This is a genomic window from Bradyrhizobium cytisi, from assembly GCF_008123515.1.
GTDB lineage: Bacteria > Pseudomonadota > Alphaproteobacteria > Rhizobiales > Xanthobacteraceae > Bradyrhizobium > Bradyrhizobium cytisi.
This window is the reverse complement of record NZ_VSSR01000008.1, coordinates 130379-142235: the sequence shown is the minus strand read 5'-3', so window position 1 is coordinate 142235 and position 11857 is coordinate 130379. Positions and strand designations below refer to the sequence as shown.

Below are 11857 nucleotides of genomic sequence, written 5' to 3'. Positions count from 1 at the left end.
GGCTGACGCGAAACCAGCGCGCCAGCCGGTAGCAGTCGAGGATGATCTCTTCCTCGCCGCCTACCAGGCCGCTGGATCGGGAAGAAAAAAACGCCGCAACCGATAGGCGCAGCTGTTCCAGTCGCGTGGGTCCATCTCTTCGATGAACGGCGGCAGCACGCCTGACAGCGCGGCGATCATGAAGGTCATCTTGCGCTCGTCGATGATCACGTCGCCTTCCTGATTGACGCGGATCGGGTTGCCGTAGCGGTTGATGTCGCCAGCGCGCGGCTCGCGCAGCGAGACTTCCTTGATGTCCTCGCCGCGGTTGTTGCGGATCGGCTTGTAAAGCATCTTGACGATGATCGGCCATTCATCCTGATCCAGCGGCGGCAGCTCGGCGGGCGACGGCTCGATCTCGGGCGGCGGCATGGTGCGCTTGCCGGTCGGCGAGATGATCTCGGGCTCGGGCTTCTGCTCGTCCACGAAGCCTTCGCGCTTGGGGTTCACGTTCACAGGCTCACCTCCTCACAGGTCACGCCTTCCCAGCGCACGCGGACCTGACCGTCGCGAGTATTGTTCTCGAAGCCGCCCTTGCAGGTCGCGCTTGTCAGCACGTACTGCATCCGGTTGGCGAGCTGCGCGACCACCGTGACATCGGTCTCGTTCAGCAGGTCCTCAAGATAGAAGCCGGGGAGCGTCGAAAGATCGCCCTCGATGTAGGGCACGCGCGGCAGCTCCTGATAGCCGTGCACGCCGTCCTGTCCCGCGATCATTGTTCGCTCGACAGGCGAGGGGCTGACGGTGAAGTTGCCGCGCAGCGCCAGCTGATTGCCATCCACGGTCAGGAAGGCGATGCCCGCAATTCTCTGTGCCATTGCTCAGTCCTCCTTTTGCTTTAAGTTCATAGCGCATGATTTGAGGCTCCATTTTTGGGGCTTGAATCACGTTCACGGCGGTGCCATCCCGCAATGTGCCCATCGCTGAGCCCCTAATGCTCTGAATTTACTTCCGCTTTCGGCGGCATAGCGGACCCGGCCGGACTTGAGGATGGCTCGACCAGGTCGCGAATGACCCACAGCGGCGTTTTCCGGCCCAAGGATCGCAGCCCAATCCCCGAGTGAAAAGCATGCTGGTACGCTTGCTGTGTCATTCATTGGCAGCGCCCAACATGCAGATTGCGCCGGTTCGAATATGACAGCTGCATGACAAGCGAAATGCCGAAGTCGTTGGCTGATGCTCATATTAGACATGAGTAAAAAACGGATATCGGTGCTAGGCGACGTGAGTGGAGAAGAGCACCTTTTGCTGCGTCGGCACTCTTGGGCGGCAACTGCATCGATACTTCTATTTGCACTTACTCTCTTCCCTTACTGATCGCGCCATCAAGCCGCGATCCTCCCTCACATTGATCCGTTCCTACAAGAGGACTCAACATTGAGCCAACGCGAGGTTGGAATGCCCGAATTCAATGAATTGATAGACATGGCGCGGCTGCTAGTGAACTTATGGGAAGCCGCGCAACGGCTGCCTGAAGGATCAGAGCGGCGGGATGCGCTCAGAGAGATCAGTGGCTTCCAGAGACGCGTGGCGGCATTAGTGACACGCCCCTTCTAGGTGCGAGATGTCGTGCGGAGCCGTGCCGTGGCTACCCATCCAATTCGCGCCGGAAGATTGCGATTTAGAAGTCGGCGAACTCGATAAGACTGGCGTTGCGCCACTGCGTTTTCCATGCCGCCGAAAATTGGGGGTTTGGTACAATGCTTGGGCCGATGAGCCGATCTTGATTTGGCCGACGCACTGGAGGGTCTGGCGTACGCCAACAAGTTGGTAGTCCGATTTTTCGGATCGTACCGCGTGCATAAGCGTCGACTTGTCGATTCCAGGCTATCGATCCTTCATCCGGATGACCCGGACGGGCCGCTCCTGCACCACGGCCCGCAGGCTACTGTCTGTCATTGGCCCTTCGCGACGGTCGGGAGGCTTATCTCCATAGTCGGCTTTCGGAGGTACACCGGAAAGGAGCCGTCACGGGCGCGATTCGTCGTTCATGACCCGGAGCGGTCCTCGGAGGAACTTGAGGTCGGGCTGGTCCGCGCATCTTTGCTGGATAGACGCACCGAGCCAAGGACGGCACTACCGTGGAGGCGCATCATATGCACGCCTGCGATCTGTCGCGCGCGGGCCGCCGGACGATCGAGCCCGCATTCCGCTGGGGTCGGACGGCAGCCGATCCGAATGATCGGTCTGAACGGAAGCAGGCCCAGCAGACAAATGCGGGGCTGGAGCATTTAGGCCGTTTACCGTTTCAAATCGCAGCCAGACAGGAAATGCTCTTGCAATCTGCAGATCGCCATCGAGCTGCAGCGCAGTGCCGGCCACGTCGCGCCAATTCGTGTGGCCAAGATAGACTTCGACGTAGTCACGAATATTGCCGCGAAGCGTAAGATCGATGGCAAATCCCGGGTCCTTCATGCAGACGTCGACGCCGGATCGTCCGAGGATGAGCCACATGATTCGAAATTTCGTGCGGCTCGCCGGCACGCCTGAAAATTCGAAACGCAAGACGACGCGCCGATCCGGCAGCGAGCTCAGATCCACACGTTTGCGCAATCCCCATATCAAGAGGGCGGGATCAAGATCGGAACGTTTGATCCGGTCGTGGGTGTAGGTCATTCCCCACTGGCCGAGCGCGTGCATTACCACGCGCAAGCCGTCGCCAGCAGGCGTGAGCCAGTAGTCGTGGCCGGCGCCCTCGGCGCCGCGCGGCCGGCGTTCAATCACACCATGGTCCTCGAGCTCACGCAGTCGCGCGATCAGGACGGCCCGGGAAATCAGCGGCAGGCCGCGATGGATGTCGTTGAAGGAGTGCACGCCAGTCATCAGTTCGCGCACGATGAGCGGCGTCCAGCGGGTGGCGAAGATCTCTGATGCCTTCGCGATCGGGCAGAACTGACCATAGCTTGCTGACATGTGTCCGATGTAGTCACCGGCGGCCGGAATTGCCAGTCCGAAAAACAGACTTGGCAGAGCGAGGCGCCCCGTCCACATGTCGGCGCGACGCAGCGATGTGCAGCATCGTTCGTTTCACGTTCAGGTCGCCTCGCGTCGCGGCGCCGATATCGCAAGGAGTAACCCGCAATGACCGATTACGTCCTAATCCACGGCGCGTGGCATGGTAGCTGGTGCTGGGCACGCGTGCGTCGCCTACTGGCGGCTGGAGCGCACGGGGTGTTCACGCCGACGCTAACGGGTGTCGGCGAACGCTCCCATCTCTTGAGCCGCGACGTTGGCCTCGACACCCATATCGCCGATGTGGCCAATCTCATGATTTGGGAGAACCTACGCGACGTCGTCTTGGTCGGACATTCCTACGGCGGCTTCGTCGCACGCCACGTCGCCGACCGGATGCCGGACCGGATTCGCTCGCTCATCTATCTCGACGCCTTCGTTCCCGAGAACGGCAAAACCCTTTTCGACTACCTGCCCGACAACGGTGAGGGCGACCGGAAACTGGCTGTGGCCCATGGCGATGGCTGGAGAGTTCCGCCGAGACCCGCGTCGGCCTTCGCGGTCAATGCGGCAGACGCCGCCTGGGTGGACCGCCAGTGCACGATGCACCCGCTGTCCAGTCTTGAAGCGCCGGCGCAGATCAGCGGGGCCTGCGACAGCATCGCAACTATCGGATACATTCTGGCGCGTGGCTTTGAAGGTCCTTTCGGCCAGTTTTACGCCAAGGCAGGAGAGCGCGGCTGGTGGCGGGAGGAGCTTGCATGTGGGCATGATGTGATGCTCGACATGCCCAATGAACTCACGGCCCTGCTGCTGCAGGGCCGCAGCAGCCATGCGGAGGCCTGATCACATGCTGACCAAGGTCGAGTCCAGCCGCATCGTCGCCACCGACTGCAACTCGGGCCACGTCCTTGTCGTGGATGACGATCCGGCGGTCCGGCACCTGATCTCGGATTATTTCGGGCAGCATGGCATCCAGACCGTCTCGGCGATGGGCCGCTCGGCGGTGGCCCGTCAACTAGCCGGCGGGGACACAAGCGCAATCATTCTCGACCTGCACCTCGGCCAGGACAATTGGCTCGATCTGCTCCGGGAAATTCGTTCCCGTTCGGACGTACCGGTCGTTATTCTGACAGGCCGTTCCCGCGATGAAGTTGACTGTGTGGTCGGGCTTGAACTTGGTGCCGACGACTATCTCACCAAGCCGTTCGGTATCCGCGAATTGTATGCCCGGTTTCGCGCCGTGCTGCGGCGCCGTGAAAACGGATGGTCCTTGCGCAGCCGCGACGGAGAGCGGGGCGCGTACAAGTTCGGCGGATGGCGGCTTGATCGTCGCAGCCGGCGCCTGCTCGATCCGCAGGAACGACCGGTTACCCTCAGCAAGGGCGAGTACGCCCTGCTGCAGGCCTTCCTCGATGCGCCGGAGCGGCCACTCTCGCGCGAGTATCTGTTGCAGGCGACCCGGCTCCACGAAGATATCTTCGATCGCAGCATCGACGTTCAGGTGCTGCGGCTGCGGCACAAACTGGAGGCAGACCCGAAGGCGCCACGTGTCATCAAGACAGAACGCGGCGTCGGTTATGTCTTTGCCATTCCCGTCGAACAAAGCCGTTGGGCGGATTGGCGCACCATCCCGCAAAATCGCTAATGGTCAGGGCAAGCCGCTTCACGCTTGTATCCGAAGCGGACCTTGCGCCCAGCACGGTCAACCGGGATGGCACTGCCGTAAGCGCGCGTCGCTTCACTTCCGTTTCTGGCCCATCGCGTCATTTCGCTCCGCTGCGGAACTTGGTCGCTATCGGGGCATAGCAGGCATTGGTCAAGGCGCACCCATCAAGCTCAAATTGATGCGTACGCACCCTAGGCACCCGACGCCGCGTTGAACGGCGGCTGCGTGGGTCCGATCATCTGGGTGTCAACGCCTCGGTCGTATTGCAGCCGGAACTGCGCCAGCACCGCAAAGATGCGCAGCTGGTTGATCAGGTCGGGCGGATAGAGGACGTTGACGCGGTTGGGGTCGTTGGGATCGCGTTCGACCAGCAGATAGCGCTTGAAGTTGGAGAGGTCCTCGACGAGGCCGTTGTACATATCCTGCTGATACTGCGCGATCAGCTCGCCCTTGATGATGCCGGGGGTGACGATGGCCTGACCGGCGCCGAACTTGGTCCCGTCATTCGCCAGCTTGTGGCGCGGATACTTCGAGGTTACCGCGTGCTTCTGGTTGCGCAGCAGCTTGGCGAGCGTTGCGAGCGTCGTCACCAGCTCATAGGCGTCATCGGGCTGGCCGTAGAGATTGACCTGATAGGTGGTCTGCTCCCGCGCGATCATGGGCTGATTGTCGCCGCCGATCTTCTGGATCGCGAGGCCGGTCGATGCCAGCGAGTTCAGCTCCACGAAGTCGAAGCGCTGATGAACATCAGCCGCCTTGATGTCGTTCAGGGTCAGGGCCTGCAGCGGGCGAGCCGGATCGTTGATCAGGGCGCGCTGTGCCTTCGCGGCATAGGCCGCCGCCCACTCATAGGAGGGCGAAGGCGAGGCGACCTCGAAGGCCATAATCGATTCGACGGGGCTGTTGAGCGCATCGCCGAAGGTGAGCAGATCGGCATAGGTGCCGCGCTTGGCCGAGAAGATGTGGCCGAACAGCTGGCGCTGCCAGCCCCAGCGGCCCATGTCGGTGAAGCCATATTCCTGATCCCAGTCGAACAGCGAGTTGCTGTCGGTGTACGGCATCGCGACGTACTCGAAAGGCTCTTCTCCGAGGTTCATGATCGCGTTGTCGAAGACCGGCGTGCCGGTGCCTGCAGTGAGGAAGCCGGTCGCTGGCAGCGTGATGCCTAGCCCAGGCGGGGTCTGCTCGCCGCCTCTGCTGCCGAAATAGTTCAGCATCACGCTGATGTCGTTGGCGTTGATGCTCTTGAAGGTCGAGGTCAGATCGACATCCGATCCGCCGACGGCGCTGACCGCAGCGGTCACCGGCAAGTCCACTTGAGCGTTGATCGCGTCAGCAATGGCGGCGGCGATGTCTCCGGTGGTGTCGGTGGTGGCGATGTTGATCGGGATATGCTCGCCCGAGATGTACAGGTGGATGGTGCCTGCGGCGGTCGGCGCATCGGTGATGCCGATTGTGCCGGTCGCGGCTGCGGCGGCAGCGGGCTCGGCGAGCGGCAGGCCCCACACTTCGTTGGCGAAGTTGTTGGCGAAGAAGGCCTTGAACATCCGCGCCAGCTCGGAGCCCTGACCGAACGCGAGATCGGCCTGCGCCTGGCTGCCGATCGGGCGCGCAATATCCATCGGCGCTTCTGCATCAGCGGTCGCGACACCGACCAGCAGCGCTCGCAGATTGATCGTCGGCAGGCCAGCCATCGACGGATCGACTTCGACCCAGTAGAGCGGCACTTTGATGTTGGCGGGAATGTTGGCAAAGCTGATCGGCATTGATGCCTCCTGTCAAAAGCAAAACGCCGCCCGATCAGGCGGCGTCCTTGGGTTCTGCTTTGGTGGGGGGCTCGACGCGATGCCGCGATTGCTCCCGCTGATCGCGCTGGCGTGCTGCGCCTTCACCTTCGGGCGGCGGCTCCTCGCGCGTCACCGCGCCATCGGCAAGCCTACGCTTGGTGAAGCGATCCTCGGGCCACGTTGTCGCGCCGCTTTCGGGGAAGCCTCCCGCGTGCGGATGCTTCATCAGGCGGCGCACGTCATCATTGGCGGGGACGACCCGAACGCCCGGCGCAACTGCAGCCTGCCGCATCACTTCCATGCGCTGCTTCGAGCGCAGCCCTTTCAACGAGGCCTTGCTCAGGCCCTTGCGTTCTCCGGTCATTGTCGTGGTCCCTTCTTTGCTGGCCTTCTGGAGATGTCGAACAGATACTTGCTCTGGACCGGCAGGCGCTGGTCATACGGCTCGTCGCCGACAACGGTGGTCACATCGATCTCTGCGAGATCGTCCGTGATGATCGGCGGCCATGTGGTGCGGAAGAAGATCGAGACGTCGTATTGCATCTCGGCGAGCGGCGTTTCGTTGTTTAGCGCGGTCGCCCCGTATACGTATCTCACCGCGCCGCGCGTGATCCCCTCGATGATGGTGTTGTCGGGATTGTCGGTCCCGGTGTGCGGGTTCATCGTGTCGATCAGGTTCATGATGTACTGATCGGGCCAGAGCCGCTGCATGATGCGCCACCACGCAGCGTTGATCTGCAGCTCGGCGGCGACCTGATCATTGTTCGCCACCACCGCCGAGAAACCGATGCGCAGCGTGTGGCTGAACCGGATCATGCCCGCGTTGGCATCGCCATCCGGCAGCATGATCTCGTCGATGATGTAGACCCCGAGGTAAGGCAGCAGCTGATGCTGCACGCTCAGCATCTTGGTCTTGCGCATGGTGTAGTTGGCGAAAAATGGATCGCCCGCCAGAGCATCGAAAAATACGTCGCGGATCACCAGCGAGAACGACTGCGCGTCGGTGATGCCCATGGCTCACATGATGGTTTCATATTTGCGGATCGTCAGCATGGTCTGGCCGCCGCCGTCGCTCGATGCATCCACGATCTGGTACTCGCCGCGCGGCACCTTGTTGCAGTCAAACGGGATGACGCAGTGATCGTTCTGCTCGGGCAGCACCGCGAACTCGCTTTCGCGGATGTCGAGAATGGTGCGCTGGTCGGAGATGATCGAGCCGTCGAGTCCCGCAACATCGAGGCTGTAGGTGTTGAGGATACCGCGCCCCTGATAGTCAGGCTGGCCCGGCTGCGAGGCCAGCGGCCTGAACGTGACGGGCACCGCCCAAAAATCGAAGATCGGGCCTTGCAGCAGCACATCGAGATTCACGGCCATGTCATTGCCTCGGATGCGAGTGCGCGCATGCGCTCCCAAAGCCGGGTCAGCAGCTCGGAGCGCAGGATCGGGCGATTGCTCCGCACCACGGGCCCGCGCTTGACGGGGCGATACTGCTTCGGCCCCTGATGCTTGTGATGCTGATCCTTGGAAGGCTGCCGCGAGCGCGGCCAGATGCTGGTGCTCGTGGTCACTTCATTGCTGCCCGTCGAGGTGTCCGTGTTCGGATATTTGCGATGCATGTCATCGCGCTGCCACGCTTCCATTTCCTGCGGCACGGTGATCGGCAGCTCGGAGAGCGGGGCCTGCATCTTCGCGATCTTGGCGCTGAGCACTTCAGTGCCCTCGACCTCGAGGCTAAACATAATACCGCATGTAAGCCGTTAGCAGCCCGCTGACGGTCTCGCCCGCCTGGGCGAGCGCGCCGCTATTGCTCTTCATCGCAGTGTTGGGGTCCATGAACTGCACGCGGCTTTCGCGATGCGTGATCGACTTGATGCCGCTCACAGCCGCCAGCGTCATTTGGTGACGCGCGGCCTGTATCAGGAGCGCCGTCGCCTGCTTCAAGGCCAGCGGCGCTTCCTCGGGCAGATCATAGCCGCCCGTGTACGTCACGGTGACCGGCTCGGACCATATGCCGTCGATCCGCAGCTTGCCCGAGCCATTCTCGACCTCATAAGCCGAAGCACCGACCATGCTGCCGCGCGGGCTCTCGACGCTTTCGATATCGGCATCGGCGACCGGATAGTGGGTGAGGAAGAGCCGGGGACAATCGAAAGGCATGCTATCGCCGCGCCATGTCTCGGCGACCGTCTCTTTCGCAAACACCCGATTGCACATGGTGGCGACCACATCGCTATAGTGGTCGATCCACATCTGCAGCTGGGCATCCTCGCTGGTATCGCTCGGCGAAATGCCGAGGATGACCTTCAGCTCATCAAGCGTCAGCAGCGCATAGCTCTCGGCTGGCTGCAGCACTTTCACCCAGATGTCAGCCATCAGCCGGCCTCGTCATGGAATTGCTCGAAGAGTTCGCGCAGCTGCAGCGGCTCGACCTCGCTGCCATCGGACATGATCGGCGTCGCGGTATAGGCCGCCCGGTCGATCTGCCAGCCGGTGATGATCGCGGCGGGATGGCCGCGCTCACCGCGCTCGCCTTGCGGCCCGCGCTGGCCATCTGGTCCCTGCTTGCCCTGCCTGCCTGCGCTCGCGATCAGCTGCCAGCCTTCGCCTGGACACGGCCCGGGATCGTCAATGCGTGCGATGAAGCTGGAGCCCTGCAGCGCGACGATGTTGAGGAAGGCATAGGCCTCGCCATCGCGATATGTGCCCATGATCTTCGGCATCACGGCATCGCGGCCTCTAGCGGCGATCAGCTGCCAGTCTTCATGCGGCGGCGTCCGCGCGGTGTCGCAATTCGCTTGATAGGTGCTGCCCATGTGGAGGACGATATCGCCCTCGTAATGGACGGCACCTTCCTCAAAGCGCTTCGCTGCGCTCAGCCGCCCCGGTGCGCCCGTCGCGCCGGTCTCGCCATCCTGTCCCGGTAGCCCGCGCTCGCCTTGCTCGCCCTTTCCACCGGGGAGACCTTGATCTCCCGCAGGACCCGGCTCGCCCGGCTCTCCCTTTTTGCCTTGCTCGCCTTTTTCGCCGTGCTCGCCCGCTTCGCCTTTTTCGCCTTGCTTGCCATCTTCGCCTCGCTCTCCAGCTGCGCCCCGCTCACCCTGTAACCCTTGCTCGCCCTGCAGGCCTTGCGGGCCTTGCTCGCCGCGCTCTCCAGCTGCGCCAGGCTCGCCTCGCTCGCCAGCCTCACCACGCTCGCCCTGTAATCCTTTCTCCCCGCGCACACCCTGTGGGCCTTGCGGGCCATGCTCGCCGCGTCCTCCAGCTGCGCCAGTCTCGCCGCGCTCGCCAGCCTCACCACGCTCGCCCTGTAATCCTTGCTCACCGCGCGGGCCTTGCGGGCCATGCTCGCCGGGCTCTCCAGCTGAGCCAGCCTCGCCGCGCTCGCCAGCCTCACCACGCTCGCCCTGTAATCCTTGCTCGCCGCGCACGCCCTGTGGGCCTTGCGGGCCTTGCTCGCCGCGCTCTCCAGCTGCGCCAGCCTCGCCGCGCTCGCCAGCCTCACCACGCTCGCCCTGTAGTCCTTGCTCACCGCGCGGGCCTTGCGGGCCTTGCTCGCCGCGCTCTCCAGCTGCGCCAGCCTCGCCGCGCTCTCCAGCTTCGCCCCGCTCGCCCTGTAGTCCTTGCTCACGGCGCGGGCCCCGCGGGCCGCGCTCGCCGCGCTCGCCCGCTGCGCCAGCCTCGCCACGCTCACCGGGCTCCCCAGCCTCGCCACGCTCGCCAGCGGGCCCCGGATCGCCGTCCTTGCCATCCCGCAGCTCGGCCAGCCGCGCGCTGACCTGCCGCTGCAGGGCTTCGAGCTGATCCCTCGCAAAGCTCATCAGCGCCGATCGCGCCTCGACCACTTCGGCCTGCAGCTTCAGGATCGCCGCCGTCGTCTGCGCCTCGATCAGCTCGCGCTGCCGGGCCCATTGCTTGCGCTCGCTGTCGAGCGCCTCGCCCAGCGCCTCGCGCCATGCGTCAAGCAGTAATTCTTCGGCGGCCAATCCGGTCGGCGCAGGCAAAGAGGTTTCTGACTTCGCGTTGGATCGCATCGCGGTCGCCCTTTTCTGAAGGCGGTGGCTTGTTCGCGTCGGCACCAGCAGCAGCCGCTGGCGGCGCTGACGGAGCGGCTGGCGCGGAGGGGATTCCCTCGGCTGCGCTCAATGGGACGACCTGCTGCTGGACGCGCGGCTCATCTCCGAATTCGACGGAGTCGAGGCCCTCTCTCTGCCGGGCCTCATTGGGCGCGAAGATGCCGCCCTGAACGCCCCGCGCCAGTGCCTCAATGCGGTCCTTCAGAGCCGAACGCAGCAGCGCTTCCGTATCGAACTCGACGTATTCGTCGGGCTGACCCTTCAGGTTGAAGAGAAAGCCGATTGCTTCTTCGATGTGGTTGAGCGCGAAGCCGAGGCCGGTCGAATACCAGCTCGACATCAGCAGCTCGGTCGATGAAAGGTTGTTGCCGCCGAGGCCGAGGACCTGCAGCGGGATGCGAAAGGCGAGCGCGATGTGCTCGTTCGTGAGCTTCAGCATGTCGGCGGTCGCGGCATCCTTGCTGCCTTGCGACCATGGCTGCACCTTCAGGCCTGCGGTGAGGATCGGCGTGCCGCCCTGATGCAGGCCCTTGGCCTGCTCGTTCCAACGATCCCGCAGCGCCTGGACCTGATCCTTGTCGAGCTGCAGATCGGTCGAGAGCACCGCCGAGGGCCGAGCCTCATTGAGATAGAACTTGAGCTGCTGCGCGGCGATGGCGCTGCCCACGCCGATGTCGCCGTAGACCGATACGATAGGCGACTCGCCGATCAGCGGGACAGGATAGCGCTGGCGCACGGTGTGCAGCCTGATGTGCAGCACATCGCGCTGCGGGACGATCAGCGGCTCAGGACCAAGCCGCTTGTCGACGATGTCATTGCCGAGGAGCTGATAGAACACGTCGCCCGTGGACGCGAGCCGAGGATAGCTCAGCCAAGGGTCCATCAGATGCAGCTCATCGATCTCATAGCGGGAATTGCGCAGCGCCAGCGCATAGCAATTTCCCTGCAGGTACAGGCTGCGGCTCGCGTTCAGCATGAAGTCGCTGATGGACTGGTATTCATTCGGATGGCGGAGGATGCGGGCGAGCGCGGAGTTTGTGATCCGATCTCGCCCGTTCTTGCTGTTTAGCCGCCAGTGATCGCCGGGGAGCATCGCGACGGTCTGCGCATAGGCCGAGACGCAAGCCTCTACCATGGCAGATTGCGAGGAGGGCCCGACGACGCTGTAGCCGTTCTGCCACCAGTTGATGCTGTTGCCGACTTCGGCAGGCAGCCAGCCGCCGCTGATCGGTAGCATCCACGGGCCCGCATGCGGCTCGCCCTCTGCTTTCAGCGCAAGCGGAAAGCTTCGACCCGCCTTGATGCGATAGCGCGGCTTGATGGCAGCATCGTCCATT

General features: G+C 63.2%; 13 protein-coding genes. 2 read left to right on the top strand and 11 right to left on the bottom strand.

Annotation, left to right across the window (positions count from 1 at the left end; all coding sequences use genetic code 11):
* Window positions 1-60 precede the first annotated feature (60 nt).
* The 3 genes from FXB38_RS04810 to FXB38_RS04795 all read right to left on the bottom strand — a co-directional run bounded on the left by FXB38_RS04810 (window position 61) and on the right by FXB38_RS04795 (window position 2952).
* Complete coding sequence (locus FXB38_RS04810; RefSeq protein WP_148749619.1) at window positions 61-495, bottom strand: phage tail assembly protein; 435 nt, start codon at window positions 493-495, stop codon at window positions 61-63.
* The gene (locus FXB38_RS04805; RefSeq protein ID WP_128941060.1) at window positions 492-857 is read right to left on the bottom strand and encodes a phage tail tube protein; all 366 of its coding nucleotides are present in this window, start codon (window positions 855-857) and stop codon (window positions 492-494) included. Before FXB38_RS04805 ends, FXB38_RS04810 begins: the two co-directional genes overlap by 4 nt.
* Before the next feature lie 1258 nt (window positions 858-2115).
* On the bottom strand, window positions 2116-2952 hold the full coding sequence (locus FXB38_RS04795; protein WP_187434663.1) for a winged helix-turn-helix transcriptional regulator: 837 nt from the start codon (window positions 2950-2952) through the stop codon (window positions 2116-2118).
* 168 nt (window positions 2953-3120) lie between these two features.
* On the opposite strand from FXB38_RS04795, the gene FXB38_RS04790 reads away from it, so the two are divergent.
* Together FXB38_RS04790 and FXB38_RS04785 are read left to right on the top strand one after the other, a co-directional pair.
* Entirely contained in the window at window positions 3121-3837 is a 717-nt protein-coding gene (locus FXB38_RS04790) for an alpha/beta fold hydrolase (protein ID WP_148749616.1), read from the top strand.
* Window positions 3838-3841: 4 nt separating this feature from the next.
* Window positions 3842-4639, top strand: coding sequence for a response regulator (locus FXB38_RS04785; protein ID WP_148749615.1), 798 nt, complete (start codon window positions 3842-3844; stop codon window positions 4637-4639).
* Between the two features lie 212 nt (window positions 4640-4851).
* Here the strand turns inward: FXB38_RS04785 and FXB38_RS04780 are convergent, their stop codons facing one another.
* Genes FXB38_RS04780 through FXB38_RS04745 form a run of 8 tightly spaced genes read right to left on the bottom strand, consistent with a single transcriptional unit; the run spans window position 4852 to window position 11856 of the window.
* Window positions 4852-6426, bottom strand: a complete 1575-nt coding sequence (locus tag FXB38_RS04780; RefSeq protein ID WP_148749614.1) for a phage tail sheath C-terminal domain-containing protein — start codon at window positions 6424-6426, stop codon at window positions 4852-4854.
* Window positions 6427-6460: 34 nt separating this feature from the next.
* Window positions 6461-6811 carry a hypothetical protein gene (locus FXB38_RS04775; RefSeq protein ID WP_148749613.1) on the bottom strand — a complete coding sequence of 117 codons (351 nt, stop codon included), beginning with the start codon at window positions 6809-6811 and terminating at the stop codon, window positions 6461-6463.
* On the bottom strand, window positions 6808-7461 hold the full coding sequence (locus FXB38_RS04770) for a hypothetical protein (RefSeq protein ID WP_148749612.1): 654 nt from the start codon (window positions 7459-7461) through the stop codon (window positions 6808-6810). The genes FXB38_RS04775 and FXB38_RS04770 overlap by 4 nt, the downstream gene beginning before the upstream one ends.
* Window positions 7462-7464: 3 nt before the next feature.
* Window positions 7465-7821 (bottom strand): head-tail joining protein, encoded by a 357-nt coding sequence (locus FXB38_RS04765; protein ID WP_148749611.1) that lies wholly within the window; start codon window positions 7819-7821, stop codon window positions 7465-7467.
* Window positions 7812-8186: a hypothetical protein gene (locus FXB38_RS04760; RefSeq protein ID WP_148749610.1), complete on the bottom strand. Its 375-nt coding sequence runs from the start codon at window positions 8184-8186 to the stop codon at window positions 7812-7814. The genes FXB38_RS04765 and FXB38_RS04760 overlap by 10 nt, the downstream gene beginning before the upstream one ends.
* Window positions 8179-8820 (bottom strand): hypothetical protein, encoded by a 642-nt coding sequence (locus tag FXB38_RS04755; protein ID WP_148749609.1) that lies wholly within the window; start codon window positions 8818-8820, stop codon window positions 8179-8181. Before FXB38_RS04755 ends, FXB38_RS04760 begins: the two co-directional genes overlap by 8 nt.
* Window positions 8820-10448 (bottom strand): collagen-like domain-containing protein, encoded by a 1629-nt coding sequence (locus tag FXB38_RS04750; RefSeq protein WP_187434662.1) that lies wholly within the window; start codon window positions 10446-10448, stop codon window positions 8820-8822. Before FXB38_RS04750 ends, FXB38_RS04755 begins: the two co-directional genes overlap by 1 nt.
* Entirely contained in the window at window positions 10405-11856 is a 1452-nt protein-coding gene (locus FXB38_RS04745) for a phage portal protein (RefSeq protein WP_148749607.1), read from the bottom strand. Before FXB38_RS04745 ends, FXB38_RS04750 begins: the two co-directional genes overlap by 44 nt.
* Window position 11857: the final 1 nt, after the last annotated feature.

Bases quoted from the DNA above. Each gene is read 5' to 3' on its own strand.
- FXB38_RS04805 (WP_128941060.1), bottom strand. From the start codon at position 857: ATGGCACAGAGAATTGCGGGCATCGCCTTCCTGACCGTGGATGGCAAT.
- FXB38_RS04795 (WP_187434663.1), bottom strand. From the start codon at position 2,952: ATGTCAGCAAGCTATGGTCAGTTCTGCCCGATCGCGAAGGCATCAGAG.
- FXB38_RS04790 (WP_148749616.1), top strand. From the start codon at position 3,121: ATGACCGATTACGTCCTAATCCACGGCGCGTGGCATGGTAGCTGGTGC.
- FXB38_RS04785 (WP_148749615.1), top strand. From the start codon at position 3,842: ATGCTGACCAAGGTCGAGTCCAGCCGCATCGTCGCCACCGACTGCAAC.
- FXB38_RS04780 (WP_148749614.1), bottom strand. From the start codon at position 6,426: ATGCCGATCAGCTTTGCCAACATTCCCGCCAACATCAAAGTGCCGCTC.
- FXB38_RS04775 (WP_148749613.1), bottom strand. From the start codon at position 6,811: ATGACCGGAGAACGCAAGGGCCTGAGCAAGGCCTCGTTGAAAGGGCTG.
- FXB38_RS04770 (WP_148749612.1), bottom strand. From the start codon at position 7,461: ATGGGCATCACCGACGCGCAGTCGTTCTCGCTGGTGATCCGCGACGTA.
- FXB38_RS04765 (WP_148749611.1), bottom strand. From the start codon at position 7,821: ATGGCCGTGAATCTCGATGTGCTGCTGCAAGGCCCGATCTTCGATTTT.
- FXB38_RS04760 (WP_148749610.1), bottom strand. From the start codon at position 8,186: ATGTTTAGCCTCGAGGTCGAGGGCACTGAAGTGCTCAGCGCCAAGATC.
- FXB38_RS04755 (WP_148749609.1), bottom strand. From the start codon at position 8,820: ATGGCTGACATCTGGGTGAAAGTGCTGCAGCCAGCCGAGAGCTATGCG.
- FXB38_RS04745 (WP_148749607.1), bottom strand. From the start codon at position 11,856: ATGGACGATGCTGCCATCAAGCCGCGCTATCGCATCAAGGCGGGTCGA.